At 68.3% G+C, this 21,894-nt stretch carries 20 protein-coding genes; all 20 read left to right on the forward strand.

What is annotated here, in order from left to right:
• Window positions 1–73: 73 nt before the first annotated feature.
• The 20 genes from mraZ to CFN17_RS14865 all read left to right on the forward strand — a co-directional run bounded on the left by mraZ (window position 74) and on the right by CFN17_RS14865 (window position 21,863).
• Complete coding sequence (mraZ, locus tag CFN17_RS14770; RefSeq protein ID WP_026266240.1) at window positions 74–502, forward strand: division/cell wall cluster transcriptional repressor MraZ; 429 nt, start codon at window positions 74–76, stop codon at window positions 500–502.
• A 198-nt stretch (window positions 503–700) separates the two neighbouring features.
• A complete protein-coding gene (gene rsmH, locus CFN17_RS14775; protein ID WP_208748512.1) occupies window positions 701–1,699 on the forward strand; it encodes a 16S rRNA (cytosine(1402)-N(4))-methyltransferase RsmH in 999 nt (332 codons plus the stop codon).
• Window positions 1,696–2,358, forward strand: a complete 663-nt coding sequence (locus CFN17_RS14780) for a hypothetical protein (RefSeq protein WP_208748513.1) — start codon at window positions 1,696–1,698, stop codon at window positions 2,356–2,358. The genes rsmH and CFN17_RS14780 overlap by 4 nt, the downstream gene beginning before the upstream one ends.
• 41 nt (window positions 2,359–2,399) lie before the next feature.
• A complete protein-coding gene (locus CFN17_RS14785; protein WP_208748514.1) occupies window positions 2,400–4,202 on the forward strand; it encodes a penicillin-binding protein 2 in 1,803 nt (600 codons plus the stop codon).
• A 116-nt stretch (window positions 4,203–4,318) separates the two neighbouring features.
• Window positions 4,319–5,974 (forward strand): UDP-N-acetylmuramoyl-L-alanyl-D-glutamate--2,6-diaminopimelate ligase, encoded by a 1,656-nt coding sequence (locus CFN17_RS14790; RefSeq protein ID WP_208748515.1) that lies wholly within the window; start codon window positions 4,319–4,321, stop codon window positions 5,972–5,974.
• A 6-nt stretch (window positions 5,975–5,980) separates the two neighbouring features.
• The gene (murF, locus tag CFN17_RS14795) at window positions 5,981–7,495 is read left to right on the forward strand and encodes a UDP-N-acetylmuramoyl-tripeptide--D-alanyl-D-alanine ligase (protein ID WP_208748516.1); all 1,515 of its coding nucleotides are present in this window, start codon (window positions 5,981–5,983) and stop codon (window positions 7,493–7,495) included.
• On the forward strand, window positions 7,492–8,601 hold the full coding sequence (mraY, locus tag CFN17_RS14800) for a phospho-N-acetylmuramoyl-pentapeptide-transferase (protein WP_208748517.1): 1,110 nt from the start codon (window positions 7,492–7,494) through the stop codon (window positions 8,599–8,601). The genes murF and mraY overlap by 4 nt, the downstream gene beginning before the upstream one ends.
• Window positions 8,583–10,184, forward strand: a complete 1,602-nt coding sequence (gene murD, locus CFN17_RS14805; RefSeq protein ID WP_208748518.1) for a UDP-N-acetylmuramoyl-L-alanine--D-glutamate ligase — start codon at window positions 8,583–8,585, stop codon at window positions 10,182–10,184. The genes mraY and murD overlap by 19 nt, the downstream gene beginning before the upstream one ends.
• Window positions 10,185–10,186: 2 nt before the next feature.
• Window positions 10,187–11,677, forward strand: a complete 1,491-nt coding sequence (ftsW, locus tag CFN17_RS14810) for a putative lipid II flippase FtsW (RefSeq protein WP_261792213.1) — start codon at window positions 10,187–10,189, stop codon at window positions 11,675–11,677.
• 10 nt (window positions 11,678–11,687) lie between these two features.
• Entirely contained in the window at window positions 11,688–12,842 is a 1,155-nt protein-coding gene (murG, locus tag CFN17_RS14815) for an undecaprenyldiphospho-muramoylpentapeptide beta-N-acetylglucosaminyltransferase (RefSeq protein WP_208748519.1), read from the forward strand.
• Between the two features lie 4 nt (window positions 12,843–12,846).
• Complete coding sequence (gene murC / locus CFN17_RS14820) at window positions 12,847–14,262, forward strand: UDP-N-acetylmuramate--L-alanine ligase (RefSeq protein ID WP_208748520.1); 1,416 nt, start codon at window positions 12,847–12,849, stop codon at window positions 14,260–14,262.
• Window positions 14,255–15,163: a cell division protein FtsQ/DivIB gene (locus tag CFN17_RS14825; protein WP_208748521.1), complete on the forward strand. Its 909-nt coding sequence runs from the start codon at window positions 14,255–14,257 to the stop codon at window positions 15,161–15,163. Before murC ends, CFN17_RS14825 begins: the two co-directional genes overlap by 8 nt.
• A 240-nt stretch (window positions 15,164–15,403) precedes the next feature.
• A complete protein-coding gene (gene ftsZ / locus CFN17_RS14830; protein WP_208748522.1) occupies window positions 15,404–16,615 on the forward strand; it encodes a cell division protein FtsZ in 1,212 nt (403 codons plus the stop codon).
• 115 nt (window positions 16,616–16,730) lie between these two features.
• On the forward strand, window positions 16,731–17,462 hold the full coding sequence (locus CFN17_RS14835) for a polyphenol oxidase family protein (RefSeq protein WP_208748523.1): 732 nt from the start codon (window positions 16,731–16,733) through the stop codon (window positions 17,460–17,462).
• Window positions 17,455–18,255, forward strand: a complete 801-nt coding sequence (locus CFN17_RS14840; protein WP_208748524.1) for a YggS family pyridoxal phosphate-dependent enzyme — start codon at window positions 17,455–17,457, stop codon at window positions 18,253–18,255. Before CFN17_RS14835 ends, CFN17_RS14840 begins: the two co-directional genes overlap by 8 nt.
• Window positions 18,256–18,342: 87 nt before the next feature.
• Window positions 18,343–18,873, forward strand: a complete 531-nt coding sequence (locus CFN17_RS14845; RefSeq protein ID WP_208748525.1) for a cell division protein SepF — start codon at window positions 18,343–18,345, stop codon at window positions 18,871–18,873.
• 137 nt (window positions 18,874–19,010) lie between these two features.
• On the forward strand, window positions 19,011–19,319 hold the full coding sequence (locus CFN17_RS14850) for a YggT family protein (protein ID WP_208748526.1): 309 nt from the start codon (window positions 19,011–19,013) through the stop codon (window positions 19,317–19,319).
• A gap of 161 nt (window positions 19,320–19,480) precedes the next feature.
• The gene (locus tag CFN17_RS14855) at window positions 19,481–20,179 is read left to right on the forward strand and encodes a DivIVA domain-containing protein (RefSeq protein ID WP_208748527.1); all 699 of its coding nucleotides are present in this window, start codon (window positions 19,481–19,483) and stop codon (window positions 20,177–20,179) included.
• A gap of 144 nt (window positions 20,180–20,323) precedes the next feature.
• Complete coding sequence (gene lspA / locus CFN17_RS14860) at window positions 20,324–20,902, forward strand: signal peptidase II (protein WP_208748528.1); 579 nt, start codon at window positions 20,324–20,326, stop codon at window positions 20,900–20,902.
• Window positions 20,903–21,005: 103 nt separating this feature from the next.
• Window positions 21,006–21,863 carry an RluA family pseudouridine synthase gene (locus tag CFN17_RS14865; protein ID WP_395926909.1) on the forward strand — a complete coding sequence of 286 codons (858 nt, stop codon included), beginning with the start codon at window positions 21,006–21,008 and terminating at the stop codon, window positions 21,861–21,863.
• Window positions 21,864–21,894 lie beyond the last annotated feature (31 nt).

Consider the following 21,894-nt stretch of genomic DNA (forward strand, 5'->3'; position numbering starts at 1 on the left):
AATGTGGAGGGCGTAAGAGGGTAGTGGCAGCACAGGGGACGTTGGACTTCCTAGAACAGACAGGCGGTGGGCCGTGTTTCTCGGCACACATTCGCCGCGTCTGGACGAAAAAGGTCGAATTATCCTCCCCGCCAAGTTCCGCGAGGAACTTGCCGGCGGGCTGGTTCTCACAAGGGGCCAGGAACGTTGCATCTACGTCTTCAGTGAGGCGGAATTCGGCCGGGTTCACGAGCAGATGCGGGAGGCTCCAATTTCCTCCAAGCAGGCACGTGACTACATCCGTGTTTTCCTCTCTGGAGCCTCGGACGAGGTACCTGACAAGCAGGGGCGCGTGACGATTCCGCCGGCGCTCCGGGAGTACGCAGGTCTTGGCCGGGAACTCGCCGTCATCGGCGCGGGATCCCGGGCGGAGATCTGGGACGCCCAGGCCTGGAATGAGTACCTGGCCGAAAAGGAAACCGCCTTCTCGGAAACCGACGACGCAATCCCGGGGATTCTCTGAACCCCACTGACCCATCAGCACAAAAACGTTCCTTGATCGAGATCTCCAGCCGCCCATCCGGTTGTTGTCCTGGCTCACTTCCCCGGAGCCAGGCCGGCGCAGGATAGGCGCGGATGGGGATCTGGACCAAGGATTGTTGCTTAAGAGCCACAACCCGCAACGCGCCAGCAGCATTCTCGCCACGGAAAGGACGACGGCATGACGGATCCCGACCAGGCGAAGCCCACGTCCGAACGCCATGTGCCGGTCCTCAAGGACCGGTGCATCAATTTGTTGGCCCCCGGCTTCGACGCCGCCCGGAACCGCGGCGAGACCCCCGTGGTCATCGACGCCACGCTCGGCATGGGCGGGCACTCCGAGGCGCTCCTCCAGCGCTTCCCGGACCTCCACCTGATCGGCATCGACCGCGACGAGGAGGCACTGGCCCTGGCGGGGGAGCGGCTGGCGCCGTTCGCGGACCGGACCGACCTGGTCCACGCCGTTTATGACGAGATCCCGGACGTCCTCGCGGATCTCGGATTCACTGAAGTCCACGGCGTGCTCATGGACCTGGGCGTCTCCTCACTGCAGCTGGACGAGCGGGACCGCGGGTTCGCCTACTCCTTCGACGCGCCCCTGGACATGCGGATGGACACCAGCCGCGGCCAGACTGCCGCGGACGTCGTCAACACCTACAGCGAAGAAGACCTTGTCCGGATCATCCGGAAGTGGGGCGAGGAGAAATTCGCCGGCCGCATCGCGAACAGGATCGTCGCAGCGCGGGCCGAAAAGCCCTTCACCACCACCGGTGAACTCGTCGAGCAGATCCGCTCCGTGGTGCCGGCCGGCGCCGCCAAGACCGGCGGGCACCCGGCGAAGCGCACCTTCCAGGCGCTTCGGATCGAGGTCAACGAGGAACTGGACGTCCTGGAGCGCGCCATCCCCGCAGCCATCGGGGCCATCGCCCTGGGCGGCCGGGTGGTCGTCATGTCGTACCACTCGCTGGAGGACAAGATCGTCAAGGGCTTCTTCCAGGCCGGATCGAAGTCTTCGGCCCCGCTGGGCTTCCCGGTGGAACTCGAAGAGCACAAAGCCGAACTCAAGACCCTGACGAAGGGCACCGAGGTGCCCACCGCCGCTGAAATCGCCGAAAACCCCCGCGCAGCTTCCGCCCGGTTGCGCGCCGTCGAACGCATCAAAGCCAGGAGAACAGCATGAGCAACGCCGCCGTCAACAGCTACCCCGTTGTTCAGGGCGCCACCGCCCGCGCCCTGCCCGGCATCCGCCGCGATAACGACCAGTCACGCAAGTCACGGACCCCGCTGTCCCTGGTCCGTTCCGCACCGCGCAAACGCCGTGCTCCGTTCGTGGTGCTCTGCTTCGGCCTCCTGGCCATCGCCCTGATGGCCGTGCTGGTCCTGAATATCTCCGTCTCCTCGGCGCAGTATCAGCTGGTTCAGCTCCGCAGCGCGCAGACCACGCTGACCAAGCAGAACCAGGACCTCACCCAGCAGGTGCAGAGCTTCGACGCCCCGCAGAACCTCGCGGCCAAGGCCACGGAGCTGGGCATGGTGGCGTCCGTCGCCAAGGGACAGATCGACCTCTCCACGTTGAGCGTCACGGGCAAGGCCAAGCCGGCCGTCAAGGGCGATGCGCCCGGCGCCGTCATCGCCGCCCCGGACCTGGCCGGGCAGACCACCGTCATCCCGCGGGCTTCGGAGAATGAACCGCTCGCCCAGCGCCAGACGGCCGACACCAAGGCCGCCGACGCGAAGCCTGCCGACGCGAAGCCTGCTGACACCAAGCCGGCAGCTCCGGCCGTGGAACTCCACGGCGGATCCGTTCCGGCCCCCGCACAGAAGGTTCCCGGACAGTAACGAGCACTGACCACCAGCAAGGCAAGCAGCAAGGACTCACCGTGGCGCAAAACACCGGCAAGGCCAGCAAGGCGAAAGCCCCAAACGCCACCCGGCGGCTTCGCCTGGGACTGGGCATCATGCTGACCCTTCTGCTGGTGGTGGGCGGCAAGCTGTTCATGGTCCAGGGCCTGGACGTCGGGGGCATGGCCGAGGCCGCCCTCAACAACCGGCTCACGCCGATCGAGCTGCCCGCCGAACGCGGCAGCATCCTCGATTCCTCGGGCACGGTACTGGCCAGCAGCGTGATCCGCTACAACGTCGTGGTGGACCAGACTGTCAACACCAAGACCGATTCGTTCCGCCGGCTCCAGACCGTCAATGGCAAGGACGAACTGGTCAAAGTCACCCGGGACCAAGGCATCTCCGAACTCGCCGCCGTGCTCGGCATGGACCGTGACGCCCTCCGCGAGGCCCTCACGGGTACCCAGCGCTACTACATCGTGGCGAAGGATGTGAAGCCCGACATCGAGGACCGGGTGTCCAAGCTCCAGATCCCCGGCATTGTCACCGAGGGCACCAGCAAGCGGGTCTATCCCAACGGATCAGTGGCCGGCGGGATCGTCGGCTTCCTCCAGGACGGCACTACCGGCCTGGCCGGGCTCGAGCAGACCCAGGACGACATCCTTAAGGGCACCCCGGGCAAGCGCCTCTTCGAAATCGGTGCCGACGGGCTCCGCATCCCCGTCGGTGTGGACCAGCTGACTCCGGCGGTGAACGGCAAGGACATCAAGCTCACGCTTAACTCCGACCTTCAGTACTTCTCCCAGCAGGCGATCCAAAGCCAAAAGGACAAACTCGGTGCCGAGTGGGGCGTGATCGTGATCTCCGATGTCAAGACCGGCAACATCATTGCCATGGCGGACACCGACGCCCCGGATCCCAACGACCCCGGCAAGGTCCCCGCGGAGGACCGCGGCGTGCGCGCCGTCACGGCCGCCTACGAGCCCGGATCAGTGGAGAAGATGATCACCGCTGCTGCGGTCATCCAGGAGGGCAAGTCCAGCCCGCTGGACACGTTCACCATTCCGCCGACCTACACGGTGGACGGCCAGACCTTCAGCGACGCCTTCGAACACGGCACCGAAGACAGGACGCTGGCCGGGATCGTCGGCTACTCCATGAACACCGGCACGGTTATGGTGGGGCAGCGGCTGAGCAAGGAGCAGCGCTATGACTGGCTGCGGAAGTTCGGCATCGGGGAGGCGCCCGACATCGGCCTTCCGGCGGAGTCCAAAGGCATCCTGACCCCGGCCGACCAGTGGGACGGGCGCCAGCAATACACCGTCCTGTTCGGCCAGGGCGTCGCCCAATCCACCTTGCAGACCGTCCGCGCCTACCAGAGCATTGCCAACGACGGTGTGATGCTCCAACCCCGCCTGATCGACAGCTACATCAGCCCGGACGGAACCGAGGAGAAGGTCCCGGCCAAGGACCCGCGGCAGGTCGTCTCCAAGGAGACCGCCAAACAGGTGCGCGACATCCTGGAAAGCGCCGTGACCGAAGGCGAGATCAAGGAAGCCGCCATCGACGGGTACCGTGTGGGCGCCAAGACCGGCACCTCCGAATCACCCTGCGACGACGGCAAGTCCGGCTTCTGCGGCTACACCGCCTCCATGGTGGGAATGGCGCCCATGGACGATCCGCGGTTTATTGTGGAGGTGGTCCTGCAACGGCCCAAGGGAAGCATCTACGGAATCACCAACGGACCGGTGTTCCGTTCGGTGATGAGCCAGACGCTGCGCACGTTCAACGTCCAGCCCTCCACCGGCGAACCTGTCCGGCTGCCGCAGTACGCAAAGTAGCCAGTACGCCAAGCAACCAGCACACCAACCGCCCCCGTTCCACCGGCAGCCCCTGCCGCCCGGAGCACGTCCCCGTGCGCAGTGCCCGATTCACTAGCACGACAACGGAGATCGACTTGTCAGAGCCCACCGTCCCCGACGCTTCCGCGCCGTCCGGCCACGCCTCCACCCCGGGCTTCCGGCCTACTGCGGTCACCGCAGTGCCACTGGCCACCATCGGCGAGTCGATCGGCGTCGTCGTGCCCGGGGCTTCCAGCGGCGTTCCGGTCACCGGGATCTGCCTTAATTCCCGCGCCGTCCACCCCGGCGACCTCTATGTGGCGCTGCCGGGCGCCTCACGGCACGGTGCCGACTTCGTGGCCCAGGCGGTCGGCGCCGGAGCCGTGGCGGTGCTCACCGACGACGCCGGGGCACACCTGTTGGCCCTCTCCAATGACATCCCCGTCCCGGTGCTGGTCGCCGACGAGCCCCGCAGCGTGGTCGGACGGCTGTCCGCACTGATCTACCAGAGCCGGCCCGACGGTGCCGGTGCCCCCGCCCTCTTCGGGGTCACGGGGACCAACGGCAAGACGACCACCACGTACTTTATCAACGCCCTGCTGAGGGCGCTCGGCAAGCGCACCGGCCTGATCGGGACGATCGAGATCCTCGCCGGCGGCGAGCCGATCCCGAGCCTGCTGACCACCCCTGAATCCACGGACGTACACGCCCTGCTCGCCCTCATGCGCGAACGCGGCCTCGATGCCGCGTCAATGGAAGTCTCCTCGCACGCCGTGGCCTTCCACCGCGTGGACGCCGTGGTCTTCGACGTCGCCGGTTTCACCAACCTCACCCAGGACCACCTGGACCTGCACGGCACCATGGAAGAGTACTTCCAGACCAAAGCCCGCCTGTTCACCCCGGAACACGCCCGGACAGCCGTCGTCACCGTGGACGACGACTGGGGACGCAAGCTCGCCGCGGCCGCCGGCATCCCCGTCACGACCCTCGCCACCGCCGCCCCCGCCGCCCCCGCCGGGGAGGCAACCGGAGCGGATTGGAGCGTCGTGCACACGACCCCGCGCGGACTCGGCACCGATTTCGTCCTCCGGCACCGCGGCGGCACCGAACTGCGCGTCCACACCGGCCTGCCCGGAAGCTTCAACGTCGCCAACGCCGCCCTGGCCACCGTGATGGTGCTCGCGGGCGGCCACGAGCCCGCTGCCGTGCAGGCCGCCCTCGACGCCGAGGACCCGTTCACCGTCGCAGTGCCCGGCCGGATGCAGCTCGTGTCCACGGACCCCGCGGCCGTCGTGGACTTCGCCCACAACCCCGATGCCTTGGAACGCGCCCTCGAAGCCGTCCGGTCCCCGGAGCCCGGCTCCAAAGTGATTGTCGTCTTCGGCGCCACCGGGCAGCGCGACCAGGGCAAGCGCCCTGCCATGGGCGCGATTGCGGCCCGGCTGGCGGACACCGTGATTGTCAGCGACGACGACCCCCACGACGAGGACGCGGCGGCCATCCGTGCGGACGTCCTTGCCGGCGCCGTGGCTGCCAAGGAGGCCGAGGGCCTGGACTGCACGGTCCTGGAGGTCTTCCCGCGCGATGCTGCCATCCTCAAGGCCGTCGAGCTCGCCGAAACCGGGGATACCATCCTCGTGGCCGGACGGGGCCACGAGGTGTGGCAGGAAGTCAAAGGCGTCAACCTGGCTCTGGATGACCGGGTGGAGCTCCGCAACGCCTTGACAGCACGGGGATTCACCGTTCTTGAAGACCACCGGATAGAGTCCTAAACCGAGATGATTGCATTTACAGCGGCGGAAATCGCCGACATAACCAACGGCCGGCTGGCCGCGGAACCGGGTATCACCCCGCAATCCGTGGTGACCGACTCCCGCGAAGCCACGGCGGGTTCCCTCTATGTGGCCAAACCGGGAGAGACCGCCGACGGACACGACTTCGTCGGCGGCGCGTTTGACCGTGGCGCCGTCCTGGCGCTCGTGGAACGCGACGTCGCCGACGCCGCCGGAGCGGCGTACCCGGCTGTCGTCGTCGAGGACGCCGTCCTTGCCATGGGCGCACTCGCCGCCGAAGCGGTGCGCCGGATCCGTGCCCGCCGGGCCGCGGCCGGCGCCGAGTTCACCGTCATCGGCATCACCGGCTCGGCCGGCAAGACCACCACGAAGGACCTGCTGGCCGGAATCTTCGCCGCATCCGCGGCCGACGGCGCCACCGTAGCCCCGCAGGGGTCCTACAACGGAGAGGTAGGCGTCCCGCTCACCGTCTTCAAAGCCGATGCGGACACCCGCTACCTCGTGATCGAAATGGGTGCCACGGGGATCGGGCACATCGCGTACCTTGCCGACATGGTCCGGCCGGAGATCGGCGTCGTCCTCGGCGTCGGCTCGGCCCACGCCGGAGAATTCGGCGGGATCGACAACATCGCAGTCGCCAAGGGCGAACTCGTCGAGGCGCTCCCGGCGGATGGCACCGCCGTCCTGAACCTGGATGACCCCCGCGTAGCCGCGATGGCCGCCCGGACCCGGGCGCGCGTTCTCGGCTTCACGGCACGTACCGCCGGCGCCCCCGCGGACATCGTCCGCGCCGACAACGTGGAACTGAACGCCGCAGGCCATCCCGAATTTGACCTCTTCCTGCCGACCGGCAGCGGGTCTCACATCAGCGCCAAACTGATCGGCGCCCACCACGTCACCAACCTCCTCGCTGCCGCGGCTGCGGCCCACGCCGCCGGGATCCCGGCCGCGCAGATCGCCACTTCGCTGAGCGCCCAGGGCGCCGCGAGCCGCTGGCGCATGGAACGCACGGAACGCCCCGACGGCGTGACCGTCATCAACGATGCCTACAACGCCAACCCGGAGTCCATGCGCGCGGCGCTGCGGACCCTTGCCGAACTCGGCCGCGGCCGCCGCACCTGGGCGGTCCTCGGGGCCATGCTGGAGCTCGGCCCCGATTCCATCCGGGAACACATGGCCGTGGGCACCCAGGTGGTGCGGCTCAACATCTCCCGCCTTGTGGTGGTAGGCCGGGAAGCACGCTCCCTGTATGTCTCCGCCGTCAATGAAGGCTCGTGGGGAGACGAATGCGTGTTCGCCGAGACGGCGGACGAGGCCTATGAGCTCCTCCAGGCCCAGCTCCGGCCCGGAGACCTTGTCTTGTTCAAGTCCTCGAACGGTATCGGGCTCAGCCGCCTGGGGGATCGGATAGCATTACCCCCACAAGCCCCCGAGAACTCTCCCGAGCGACCTGCCGAGGGACCCGACGCCATCGCTACCGAAGGGAGTGCGCAGCTGTGATTGCACTGCTGATGGGCGCCGGCATGGCGCTGCTCCTCGCGTTCGCGGGCACCCCGCTGTTCATCCGCTTCCTGGTCCGCAGGGGCTATGGCCAGTTCATCCGGGACGACGGACCGACCTCCCACCACACCAAACGCGGTACACCCACCATGGGCGGCACGGTCGTGGTCGTGGCAGTCCTCGTCGCGTACGGGCTCACGCACCTGTTCATGTGGATGATGAACCCGAACTCCCCGGGTCCCAGCGCCTCCGGACTGCTCCTGCTGTTCCTCATGGTGGGCATGGGGCTGGTGGGATTCCTGGATGACTTCATCAAGATCACCAAGCAGCGCAGCCTGGGGCTAAACGCCAAGTGGAAACTGATCCTCCAGGCCGCTGTCGGCATCATTTTCGCCGTGCTGGCGCTGAACTTCCCCAACGCTTCCGGGCTCACCCCGGCGTCCACGCAGATCTCGCTGGTGCGCGATATCCCGTGGCTGAACCTGGCGTTCGCCGGCACCGTGCTTGGCGCCATCCTGTTTGTCGTGTGGTCCAACCTGATCGTCACCGCTGCGACCAACGGCGTGAACCTCACGGACGGGCTCGACGGCCTGGCCGCCGGCGCCTCCGTGATGGTGTTCGGGGCTTACACGCTCATGGGCATCTGGCAGAGCAACCAGGCCTGCGGCTCCCCGCGGCAGGCCGGCGGCGGCTGCTATTCGGTGCGCGACCCCATGGACCTGGCCCTCCTGGCAGCCATCCTCAGCGCGGCCATGGTCGGGTTCCTCTGGTGGAACACCTCACCCGCCAAGATCTTCATGGGGGACACCGGGTCCCTGGCGATCGGCGGTGCCGTTGCGGCCTTCGCCATCCTGTCCCGGACCGAGCTGCTGCTGGCCTTCATCGGCGGCCTCTTTGTCATCATCACGCTCTCCGTCATCATCCAGGTGGGCTACTTCAAACTCACCAAGGGCAAGCGCTTCTTCAAGATGGCGCCGCTGCAGCACCACTTTGAACTCAAGGGCTGGGCCGAAGTCACCGTGGTGGTCCGCTTCTGGATCCTGGCCGGCCTGTTTGTCGCCGCGGGCCTCGGGATCTTCTACGCCGAATGGGTGGTGCTCCTGTGACCGGTCCGATCCCCGTCCCGCTGACCACCTCGCCCCGACTGCAGGAGCTCACCACGTGGGACTCCGACTGGGCCGGACTGCGCGTGGTGGTCACCGGCATCGGCGTCTCCGGGTTCGCCGCCGCGGACACCCTGATCGAGCTCGGCGCCCGGGTGGTGGTGGTTGACGCCGCCACGAGCGACAAAGCGCTGGCCCAGGCCGACACCCTGAGGATCGTTGGCGCGGTCGACGTCCTGCTGGGTGAAGAGGCCGTGGAAACCGTTCCGAAGATCGACGGACAAAAGCCGGACCTGGTGGTCACGTCGCCGGGCTGGCGCCCGGACCAGGCCCTGCTCGCCGCGGCGGCGCGCGCGCACATTCCGGTGTGGGGCGACGTCGAACTCGCCTGGCGGCTCCGCGAACGGCAAGGCCGCAAGACCGCCGACTGGCTGACCATTACCGGCACCAACGGCAAGACGACGACGGTGGGCCTGACCGAATCCATGCTCCAGGCCGCCGGCCTCAAGGCGATCGCGGTCGGCAACGTCGGCACCCCCATCCTGGATGCCCTCCGCGACCCGGTGGACTACGACGTCTTCGCCGTCGAACTGTCCAGCTTCCAGCTCCACTGGAGCCACTCGGTGTCACCGGTGGCCAGCGTGTGCCTGAACGTCGCCGAAGACCACGTGGACTGGCACGGCTCCTACGCCTCCTACCTCGCCGACAAGGCCAAGGTCTACGAGAACACGCAGAAGGCGTGCATCTACAACGCCGAGCAGATCGAGACCGAACGCATGGTCGAGGACGCCGACGTTATTGAAGGCTGCCGGGCCGTAGGCTTCACCACGGTGACCCCGGCCATCAGCATGCTCGGCGTCGTGGAGGGACTCCTGGTGGACCGTGCGTTCATCGCCGAACGCAAGGACAGCGCCGCCGAGCTCGCGTCGATCGCTGACCTCGGGCCGGTGGCTCCCCGCCATATGGTGGCCAACGCCCTCGCCGCGGCCGCCCTGGTCCGGGCGTATGGGGTGGAGCCGCGGGCGGTCCGTGAGGGCCTGCTGAACTACCTGCCGGGAGACCACCGGATCCAGCTCGTGGCCCGGCATGAGGGAGTGCTGTGGATCAACGACTCCAAAGCCACCAACCCGCACGCGGCCGCTGCCTCGCTCTCCGCTTTCCAGCACGTCGTGTGGATCGCCGGCGGCCTGTCCAAGGGCGTCAACTACGACTCCCTGATCCAGGAACACGCCGGCCGGCTCAAGGCCGTGGTCCTGATCGGCGCCGACTCCAGCGATCTGCAGTCAGCCCTGAAGCGACACGCGCCCGATGTCCCCGTGATCGGGGCGACAAAGGGCGAGACTGAAGACGTGCAGACTGCCGGAACGGCCAAAGCCGACGCAGGCCCCTCGCCGATTTTCAGCGAGACTGTGATGGCCCGGGCCGTTGCCTCGGCGGCGCAGCTGGCCGCCTCCGGTGACACTGTGCTGCTGGCGCCGGCGGCTGCTTCCATGGATCAGTTCTCTTCCTATGCTCACCGTGGCGATGCCTTCATCGAAGCTGTCCGCGAGCTCGTGGAAGGGCAGGCTCAGACCGGCGAGGAGTAACAATGGTCAGCACGCCCACACGTACGACGGCGGCACGCACCGCCGGCGGTTCCGCCGCCGGGGGCAGCACCCGCCCGGCGCCTGCCGCGGCGCCGTCGCCGGCCGGGCGGCGGCCCGTCACTCCCGCGGCGAGGGTGCGCGGCTGGTACCGCGGATTCTGGGCAGCGCTGGAGGGTACGGGCAAGTCCCGCAACGGATCCACCTACTACCTGATCCTCGGCTCCACCCTGGCCCTGACGGCAATCGGCATCATGATGGTGCTCTCGGCCTCCAGCGTCGAGGCCATCGCGGCGGGGGAGTCGCCCTACTCGGCGGCCCTCAAGCAGGGCGGATTCGCCGCGATCGGGCTGTTCGCCATGTTTGTCCTCTCTCGCGTCAACGTCGTCTGGATGCGGCGCATCGCCTGGCCGGTGATCGCCCTTGCCATCGCGCTGCTGGGCCTGGTCCTCCTGGTCGGGCGCAGCGCGCTCGGCAACCAGAACTGGATCGACGTCGGCCCGTTCACCTTCCAGCCCTCCGAAGCCGCCAAGCTTGCCCTGGCCCTGTGGATGGCCACGGTGCTGGACCGCAAGGCCAAGCTCCTGCACGAGTGGCGCCATGCGCTGGTTCCGGTCGTGCTCCCGGGCGCGATGATCGTCCTGGGGCTCATCCTCGCCGGGAACGACCTCGGCACGGCGATGATCGTGATGATCATCGTGGCGGCCGCCCTGTTCTTCGCCGGCGTCCGGCTGTACCTCTTCGGCATCGCCGGCGCGTTCCTGGCCGTGGGCACCACGATCCTCGCCGTCACCAACCCGAACCGCATGTGCCGCATTCTGTCGTGGACCGGCCAGACCTGTGCCGACGGCTCCGACCTGAACTACCAGTCCACCAACGGCCTGTACGGGCTCGCCTCGGGCGGCTGGTTCGGCGTCGGCCTCGGGCAGAGCCGGCAGAAGTACAGCTGGATCCCCGAAGCCCACAACGACTTCATCTTCGCGATCATCGGCGAGGAGCTCGGCCTGGTCGGCACGCTCGTCGTCCTGGTCCTGTTCGCCATCCTCGGCGCCGCGATCTACCGTGTCGTCGTCGCCCAGCAGGACGTCTTCCACCGCGTCCTGGCCGGCACCATCATGGTGTGGCTCCTGGGCCAGGCCAGCGTCAACATGGCCGTGGTCACCGGGCTGGCGCCGGTGATCGGCGTCCCGCTGCCCTTCATCTCCTACGGCGGCTCGGCCCTGCTGATGTCGCTCTGCGCGATCGGCGTGGTGCTGTCCCTCGCCCGGGCCCAGATGGCCCCGGGGATGCAGCCGAAGAAGATGCTCAAGTTCGGGCCGGCCGCCTTCGCCAATTCGGTACGCAGCGCCCGCGCCGGCCGCGCCGCCACAAAGGCCGCAACCACGAGCACCAGCAGGGGCTCCACCGGGAGCCCTGCGAAGCCTGCGCCGAAGAAATCCACGCCCCGGAGTTCCGCACCCAAGAACCCTGCCCCCAAGACCCGCACGAAAGCGTAAACAGCCCTTCATGAATACCGAGTCGCCTTTGTCCGTGGTCCTTGCCGGCGGCGGAACCGCCGGCCACATCAGCCCCCTGCTGGCCATCGCCGGCGCCCTGGAGAAGTCACGCCCCGGGACCCGGCTCCTGGCCGTCGGCACGCCGGGCGGGATGGAAACCCGGCTGGTCCCCGCCGCCGGGCTGGAACTGGCCACCATCAGCCGGGTCCCGCTGCCGCGCAAGCCGTCCGCGGACCTTTTCCGGCTTCCGGGCCGGATGGCCGGCGCGGTGAAGCAGGCCGGTTCCATCCTCGATGAGGCCGGCGCCGACGTCCTGGTGGGAGTCGGCGGCTATGTCTGCACCCCGATGTATCTTGCTGCCCGGCGCCGGAAGATCCCTATCGTGGTCCACGAGGCCAACACGCGGCCCGGCCTGGCCAACCGGGTCGGCGCCGGCCTTGGCGGCCACGTGGCCGTCGCTTTCGCCGCGACCAGGCTTGGCGAGTCCCGGCACGTGGGCATGCCGATGCGCCCCGAGATCTCCGGTCTGGACCGGTCCGCCGCCCGGACCGGGGCGCGGCGGGCCTTGGGCCTGGAGCCGGACAAGCCGACCCTGATCGTCACAGGCGGGTCCTCGGGCGCCCAGAGCATCAACCGGTCGCTCGCCGCGGCGGTCGGGGACCTGGCGGCGGCCGGCGTGCAGACCCTGCACATCACCGGCCGCGGAAAAGCCGTGCACGGCGCCGACGGCAAGCCGCTCGCCGCCCCCGGGTACCGGCAGGTGGAATATGTCGACGGCATGGAGACCGTGTACGCCGCGGCGGACCTGCTGCTGGCCCGCGCCGGCGCCGCCACGGTCTGCGAGGTGGCCGCGGTTGGCGTACCCGCCGTCTTCGTGCCACTGCCCATCGGCAACGGTGAGCAGGCGCTGAACGCCGCAGGCCTCGTCGCCGCCGGCGGCGCCCTGATCGTGGCCGACAAAGCCTTCTCCGCCGACTGGATCCGCGCCAACATCATCCCCCTGCTGCAGGACAAGGACAGGCTGGCCCGGATGGCGGCGAACTCCGAACACCTCGGCATCCGGAACGCGGACCGGCGCATGGCCGATCTCATCTTCGACGTCGCGTCTTCACACCAGCAGCGCCCAACACAGCAGCGCCCAACACAGCACGGCAGGAAGCAGTAACGCCATGACCCAGCCTTCACACGACGTACCTTCCCTGGCATCCCTGGGCCGCGTCCACTTCATCGGCATCGGCGGCGTGGGCATGTCCGCCGTCGCCCGCATCATGGTGGCCCGCGGCGTCCCGGTGAGCGGTTCCGACGCGAAGTCGCTGCCCGTCATGGCGGACCTCGCGGCCGCCGGCGCGCGGATCGCCGTGGGCTATGGGCCCCGCAACCTCGGCGACGCCCAGACAGTGGTTGCAGGCTCGGCGATCCGGCCGGACAACCCCGAGCTCGCGGCAGCACGCGCCGCCGGGCTGCCGGTGCTGCACCGCTCCGAAGCCCTGGCCGCCACCATGGCGGACGACACCGTAGTGGCCGTCGCCGGAACCCACGGCAAGTCCACCACCACCTCCATGATCACCGTGCTGCTGCAGGGCGCCGGGCTGGACCCGTCCTTCGCCATCGGCGCCAACGTCCCGGCGCTCGGCGTCAACGCCGCCAACGGGGCCTCCGGGATCTTCGTGGCCGAGGCGGACGAGTCGGACGGCTCCTTCCTGAACTACCGCCCCGCGATCGCCGTGGTCACCAATGTCGAGCCGGACCACTTGGACTTCTACGGCACCGCCGACGCCGTGTACGCCTCCTTCGACAGCTTCACGGCCCTGCTCCCGGCCGACGGCGTCCTGGCGGCCTGCGGGGACGACCCCGGCGCGAGGGACCTCGCCGGGCGCACCCTGGCCCGCGGGAACACCCGGGTGGTCCTCTACGGGACGGCGCCGGACGCCGACGTCCGGCTGCAGGACGCCGGGGACGGCAGGGTCGCGTTCTCGACGGCGGCGGGCACGTTCGACGTCGAACTCCAGGTCCCGGGGCGGCACAATGCGCTCAACGCTGCCGCAGCGTTCGCGGTGGCGACCGAACTCGGGGTTGGACCGGAAACGGCCGCCGCCGCCCTGGCCCACTTCTCCGGTGCCTCCCGCCGCTTCGAATTCAAGGGCGAAGGACACGGCGTCCGGGTCTACGACGACTACGCCCACCACCCCACGGAAGTCCGGGCCGCCCTGTCCGCCGCCCGGTCCGTGGCCGGGGAGCACAAAGTGCACGTGCTCTTCCAGCCCCACCTGTTTTCCCGGACCCGCGAATTCGCCCGCGAGTTCGCCGAAGCGCTCAACACGGCCGACACCGCCCTGGTCCTGGACATCTATCCGGCCCGGGAAGATCCCATACCCGGTGTCACCAGCGGCCTGATCGCCGAACACCTGGGCGCCGGCGGCCGGCTCGTCGGCCCGGATGCGGAAGCCGTGAACGCGGTGCTGGCGGCCGCCGGACCGGGCGATATCGTGCTCACCGCCGGCGCCGGCGACGTCACCGCCTACGGGCCGCGGATCGTCGAGGCCCTGAACGCTGAGGCGCTGAACGCAGAGGCCGCCGGTGGCTAGCACCAGGCGCCCCACGTACCGGAGCGGAACAGGCGCCCCCAAACCCGCCAACGCGTCCAACAACGGCAACGCGCGCTCCGGCGGGACCGGCACGGACGTGATCTCGGCCTCCAAGAACCCCGGGGACGCGGCAGCCGGCGGGGGCCGGACCCCGCCGGGCCGGCCCGATACTCCAACCGGCAAGGTGCTGGCGTTTCCGGAGCCCAAAGGCAGGCGCCGCAAACGCATCCTGCTCGGCACGGCCGGCATTGTTGCCGTGCTCATGGCGGCGATTGTCGCAGCCGCCGTGTATTCACCCGTGCTCGCGCTGCGCACGGTCACCGTGGAGGGCACCAAGCTCGTAGGCGCGGACCAGGTCCAGGCCGCCCTCGCCCCGCTGCAAGGAAAACCCCTGCCGCAGATCAGCGAGGGCGAGGTCACCACGCTGCTCAAGCCGCTCGTCCAGATCAAGGACGCCAGCGTGAAAGCGCTGCCGCCGTCCACCCTGCAGGTGCGCGTCACCGAACGCGTCCCCGTGGCGCTGGTCAAGCAGGGCGACACGTACCAGCTGGTGGACGTCGACGGCGTCCAGCTCAGCACCACCAAGGATGCCGCCTCGGTGGCGCTGCCGGTGATCGACGGCGGCAGCGGGACTCTCCCCAAAGACCTGTTCCAGGCCATCACCGCGGTGCTCGGGGCGCTCCCGGCCGATGTGCTCGCACGGCTCTCCAACGCCTCGGCCGCCTCCGCCGACGCCGTCGAGCTCAAACTCGTCGACGGGCAGAGTATTGTGTGGGGAAACGCGGGGGAGAAGGAGCTGAAGGCGCGGGTCCTGTCGGCCCTCCTGAAGGTCCCGGCCGATCCCAAGAACCCGGTCAGGGTTTTCGATGTCAGCGTGCCGCGGCACCCCGTGACGCGCTAGCCGGGCATCAGTCGCCGCATCCTGCAGAACGACGCCCGGCAGGGCAACATGAAGCCGGTATTTCCCCGGTATTCGCGCGACACGCGGGGGATGTTATTGAATGTCCCCGGCAGAGGAAATACCGTCACAGACATGAGTTAGTTGACATAACTATAACCTTCAAGTCGAAGGTTAAGGTTCTAGGCTTCAAGCACGGCTCGATCAGATTTCGCATTAGTACACGAACAAGGGACACGTAACGTGGCAGCTCCGCAGAATTACTTGGCCGTCATCAAGGTCGTCGGCATCGGCGGCGGTGGCGTGAACGCAGTCAACCGCATGATCGAGGTCGGTCTTCGCGGCGTCGAATTCATCGCCATCAATACCGATGCGCAGGCGCTGCTGATGAGCGATGCCGACGTCAAGCTCGACGTCGGGCGTGAGCTGACCCGCGGACTCGGAGCTGGCGCGAACCCTGAGGTCGGCCGCCAGGCCGCGGAGGACCACGCCGATGAGATCGAGGAAGTCCTTCGCGGCGCCGACATGGTCTTCGTTACTGCCGGCGAAGGCGGCGGCACCGGCACCGGCGGAGCGCCCGTCGTGGCCCGGATCGCCCGCTCCCTCGGCGCCCTGACCATCGGTGTTGTCACCCGTCCGTTCACCTTCGAGGGCCGCCGCCGTGCCGGCTCCGCCGAAGCCGGCATCGATGCGTTGCGCGACGAAGTCGACACCCTGATCGTGATCCCGAACGACCGCCTGCTGTCCATCAGCGACCGCAACGTCTCGGTCCTGGACGCCTTCCGCTCCGCCGACCAGGTCCTGCTCTCCGGTGTCCAGGGCATCACGGACCTCATCACGACGCCCGGCCTGATCAACCTCGACTTCGCCGACGTCAAGTCCGTCATGCAGGGCGCAGGGTCCGCGCTCATGGGCATTGGTTCGGCCCGCGGCGAGGACCGCGCCGTCAAGGCCGCCGAGCTCGCCATCGCCTCCCCGCTGCTCGAAGCTTCGATCGACGGCGCGCACGGCGTGCTGCTCTCCATCCAGGGCGGCTCTGACCTGGGCCTCTTCGAAATCAACGAGGCCGCCCGCCTGGTCCAGGAAGTCGCCCACCCGGAGGCCAACATCATCTTCGGCGCCGTGATCGACGACGCCCTCGGCGACGAGGCCCGTGTCACCGTCATCGCCGCCGGCTTCGACGACGTCAAGGCCACCTCGCCGTCCATGGACCAGTCCCTGCCGGCCGCCCCGGCGCGCCCCGCAGCCCCCGCCCCGGCGCAGGCACCGGCCTCCGCGTCGGTCCAGCCGCTGCATGCCACGGTCGGCGCCTCCGGTTACGGCAGCTGGGGCCAGCAGCGTCCCGCCGCGGTACCGGCTGACTCAGGCTTCGACGTCGACCTGCCGGCCGTGGTGGAGCCGGACCTGTCCGGCCGCCACTCCGACGACCTGGACGTCCCCGACTTCCTCAAGTAAACCGTTCAGCTTTCAGCGTGGCACCGCCCTCCGGCGGTGCCACGCTGCTTTGTGGCGGGATACGGTGGATCGTATGAACGCAAGAATTCCGGATTCACTGATGGTGGTGTTGTGATTGTTTTCCTGGCGGGCTGAAGTCCGGCCCGGCGTGTGGGTGGCCTTCACCGACGCCGGCGCCGGAAACCTGGCACTCCATGTGGGCGACGACCCGGCGGCGGTCCGCCGCCGGCGCGCGGAGCTCGAAGCAGCCGCGGGCCTTGGCGGGCGCTCCTTCCAGTACATGAACCAGGTCCACGGCAGCGACGTCGCCATCGTCGGCCCGGCAAACCCCGGCGCGGCTTCCCCGACCGCCGATGCCATGGTTTCCCTGACCGAGCCGCTGGCCGTCATGGTGGCGGACTGCGTGCCGGTGGTGCTGGTGGGCGACGTCCCGGAGGGAGCCCCCGTCCTCGGCGTCGTCCACGCCGGACGGCCGGGCGTGGCCGCCGGTGTCGTCCCGGCCGCCGTTGCCAGCCTGCGCGGGCTCGGTGCGGACCGGGTCAGCGCCTGGATCGGGCCTTCAATCTGCGGACGCTGCTATGAAGTCCCCGAAGACCTGCGCGCCGACGTCGCCGCCGCCGTTCCCGCCACGTGGTGCAGCACCTCCGCCGGCACCCCGGGACTGGACCTGCCGGCCGGCGTCCGGAGCCAGCTGGAGGCAGAAGGGGTCGCGGTGGAACACTCCGCCGGCTGCACCCTCGAGGACGAGACGCTGTTCTCCTACCGGCGCAACAGCCGTACGGGCCGCTTCGCCGGCCTCGTATGGACGGACGCCGCCCCTGAAAAGACGGTGCACGGCCATGAATAAGCCGGTTGATGGCGGGGACGCAAACCTGGCCGACGATACGGGACAGAACCCTGGCGGCCCGCTGGACGGCCCCCGCCTGGCACAGCTTGAGGCAAACCTCACAGCCGTGCGCCGCAGGATCGACGCCGCGGCGGCCGCGGCCGGCCGGCAGGCGGCACCGCCCCACCTGATCGTCGTCACCAAATTCCACCCCGCGCAGGACGTCCGGCGGCTCGCCTCACTGGGCGTCACCGACGTCGGGGAAAACCGGGACCAGGAGGCCTCGGACAAGGCGGCGCAGCTGGCAGACCTTGCACTGCGCTGGCACTTCATCGGCCAGCTCCAAAGCAACAAGGCCAAGTCGGTGGTCAGGTACGCGGGGGCCGTGCACTCCGTGGACCGCGCCGGCCTGGCCGCAGCCCTCGCCAAGGCCATGGCCGTGGAAAGCGACCGGACCGGCCGCCCCCCGCTGGACTGCTTCATCCAGGTCAGCCTGGCCGACAACGCCGGAAGCGTGGCGGCGGCGCACCGCGGCGGAGCAGCCCCCGACGAGGTTCCCGCCCTGGCCGACCAGCTGGCCGGCGCCGTCGGGCTGCGGCTCGCGGGCGTCATGGCCGTTGCGCCCCTCGGGGTCGATCCGGCGACCGCGTTCGAGAAGCTGGCAGGCATTTCCGGGCAGCTGCGCGCACAATTTCCGGACGCCACGGGAATCTCCGCCGGCATGAGCCAGGACCTGGAACAGGCCGTCCGGTTCGGGGCGACACACCTCCGCATTGGCTCCGATATTCTCGGTCCGCGTCCGGCACTGCGGTAAGTTCGACATATTGGAAGGTAATGGCGGGGATTCCAAGGCTATCGAGTCATTAAGCGGCCCGCTTACGGACAAGATGAGGAGTCGACCATGGCTGGCGCTCTGCGCAAGACAATGATCTATCTTGGGCTCGCCGACGGCGACGAACACTATGAGTCTGAGCACCCCACACCGCACAAGGATGAGGACGAATCCATGGAGCAGGACCGCGAGGAACGACGTGCGCCGGCGCCCGTCCGCGAAGTCCCCCGGGAAGAGCCTCACGCCGCTGAAGAGGAATACCGCGCACCCGTGACACCCATCAAGCGTGCGGCATCGAGCCGCGAAGAGACCACCGGACTCCGGCAGATCACCACGATCCATCCGCGGTCCTACAACGACGCCAAGCTCATCGGCGAAAGCTTCCGCGACGGCATCCCGGTCATCATGAACGTCACCGACATGGGCGAGGCCGACGCCAAGCGCCTCGTGGACTTCTCCGCAGGCCTTGTCTTCGGCCTCCGCGGGAGCATCGAACGGGTGACGAACAAGGTGTTCCTGCTCTCGCCGTCGTACATCGAAGTCATCGGCGACGACAAGAAGGCCAGCGAGACACAGGCAAGTTTCTTCAACCAAAGCTAACAGCGAAAATTCTGCACGGATGCCAGGCGGGGACCCCCGCCTGGCATCCGTGCAGAATTATCCGTGTTGAAATAGAAGCAGCACTTTCCTTAGGACACTGCGGTATCCGGAATGAACATGGAGATATGAGTTAGCTCATGGGAATTGTTTTTGGGCTCGTCTATATCGCACTGTTGCTCTTTTTCGTGGCACTGATCATCCGCCTGGTCTTCGACTGGGTGCAGATGTTCGCCCGGAGCTGGCGGCCGCGCGGGATGGCGCTCGTGGCGGCCCACACTGTGTATTCGGTCACGGACAAGCCCCTCAAGCTGCTCCGCCGGCTCATTCCGCCGCTGCGGCTGGGCGGAGTCTCGCTCGACATCGGCTTCCTTCTCCTCTTCGTGGCCGTGAGCGTGGCGATGTGGATCGTCAAAGGCCTGGTGTACTCCCAGCCGATCAGCGCATAAGCCGCCGCAGCAACGCGTCGGGGCCCGGGGCGCCGCCCAGAGCTTTTAGAAACTCCGGTTTGACACCGCGGTGTTGAATTAGAGGAACCAGACCATATTTAGGTACCGTAGTTTTGACGGCCGGAAGGCCTACTGACTAACTAGACCAACGAGGTGACCAGATGGCTTTGACGCCAGAAGACGTTGTCAACAAGCGCTTTCAGCCGACCAAGTTCCGCGAAGGCTACGACCAGGACGAGGTAGATGACTTCCTGGACGAGATCGTGGTGGAACTGCGGCGCCTGAACCAGGAGAACGACGAGCTGCGCAAGAAGCTCGCCGAATCCGGCGCCGGCACGCCTGCCAGCTCCGCAGCCGCCGCACCCGTGGTGGAAAAGGTCCCGGCGCCCGTCAAGGCCGAGAAGGAAGACACCGCCAAGGCCGAAGCCGAGGCGAAGGCAAAGGCAGCTGCAGAAGCCGCCAAGAAGAAGGAAGCCGAGCAGGCCGCCGCGAAGGCCGCCCAGGCTGTCGAGCCGGCGCGCGCCGCCGCCACCCCGGCTTCCGAGTCCGCCGCCGGCCTGCTGGCCATGGCCCAGCAGATGCACGACAAGCACGTCGCCGACGGCGAGCAGCAGCGCGACAAGATCATCGCTGAGGCCCAGATCGAGGCCAGCAGCCTCGTCAACGATGCGCAGGAAAAGTCCCGCAAGATCCTCGGTGCCCTCGAGCAGCAGCGCTCCGTCCTGGAACGCAAGGTCGAGCAGCTCCGCGGCTTCGAGCGCGACTACCGTTCGCGCCTCAAGGCCTACATCGAAGGCCAGCTCCGCGACCTCGACGCGCGCGGTTCCGTTGCCGCCCCCGAGGTCGGCGAAGCCAGCTAGCGAATTAAGCAAGTATTCTGAAAGCCGGTGGCTGAGGATTCCTCGGCCGCCGGCTTTTCATATTCCCCGCACATGACCGGTCCCGGTGCCGGCCCCTGCGGACCGCCACCCCGGTCTCCGTACTGGCTCCCGAACGAAAGCCCTATGACTGACGCACCCTCACCAGACGCCACCCAGCCTGCCGAGCCGGCGCCGCCCGTGCAGCCCCGGCCGCGCCGGGCGTCGCTGTTCATCCTGTTCGCTGCCTTCGCGGTCTTCGCTTACGGGTTCGACCAGCTGACCAAGCTCTGGGTCACGAGCACCATGACCGAGGGCGAACGGATTCCCGTGATTCCGCCGCTGCTGCACTGGTTCTACATCCGCAACTCCGGAGCGGCCTTCTCGATCGGCGAGAACGTCACCTGGGTGTTCACGATCATCATGGCGGCGGTGTCCGTCGCGATCCTGGTCCAGTTGCGCAGGCTCGGGTCCTTCTGGTGGGCGCTGGCGCTCGGGCTGCTGCTGGGCGGCGCCCTGGGCAACCTGACGGACCGGCTGTTCCGGGAGCCGTCCTTCGCCATGGGCCACGTGGTTGACTTCATCCAGCTGCCGAACTTCGCCATCTTCAACATCGCCGACTCCGCGGTCGTCTCGGCCGTGGTGATCATCTGCCTGCTGACACTGCGCGGGATTGCGCTGGACGGCTCGCACCACACGAAGGACACGGTGGCCAAGGATGTCTGACGCCGTGGCCGCAGAGGCCGGCCAGCAGCCCGGGGGGCAGCGGCGGTTCACCGTGCCCGAAGAACTGGCCGGAGCGCGCGTGGATGCCGGCCTGGCCAGGCTGATGGACATCTCCCGCTCCCAGGCCGCCGCCCTGATCGCGGAAGGCAATGTCAGCAGCGGCGCCGGGCCGGTCGGCAAATCGCTCAAGCTGGCAGCCGGCACCGTGCTGGACGTCGTGGTGCCGGATCGCCGGGACCCCCTGGAAATCGTGGAGGAAGAAGTGGAAGGGCTCAAGATCCTGCTGGACGATGACGAGTTCGTGGTCATCGACAAACCGGTCGGCGTTGCAGCCCACCCCTCGCCCGGCTGGGTCGGACCCACGGTAGTGGGCGGCCTCGCCGGGCTCGGGTACCGGATTTCGACGTCGGGTGCCCCGGAACGTGCCGGGATCGTCCACCGGCTCGACGTCGGCACGTCCGGGGTCATGGTGGTCGCCAAGACCGAGAACGCCTACACCGTGCTGAAACGCGCCTTCAAGGAGCGCACGGTGGACAAGGTGTACCACGCCGTCGTGCAGGGTCTTCCGGATCCGCTCGCCGGCACAATCGACGCGCCCATCGGCCGGCACCCGGGCCATGACTGGCGGTTCGCCGTCGTCGAGGACGGTCGCGACTCGGTCACCCACTACGAGGTCCTGGAAGCGTTCGGCAAGGCCTCGCTGGTGGAGGTGCACCTGGAAACGGGCCGCACGCACCAGATCCGCGTGCACTTTTCCGCGCTGCGACACCCCTGCGCCGGTGACCTCACTTACGGCGCGGACCCGCGGCTGGCCGCCACCCTGGGGCTGACCCGGCAATGGCTGCACGCCCGCGAACTGTCCTTCGACCACCCGCGGACCGGGGAACGGGTCACCGTCACCAGCGAGTACCCGCAGGACCTGCAGTACGCCCTCGAGGTGCTGGAGTCCGGGAAAGCCTGAGCCTGCACTCCGTTGTCGCACCGCGGCACTA

The sequence above is a fragment of the Arthrobacter sp. PM3 genome (assembly GCF_003352915.1).
Classification (GTDB): Bacteria; Actinomycetota; Actinomycetes; order Actinomycetales; family Micrococcaceae; genus Arthrobacter.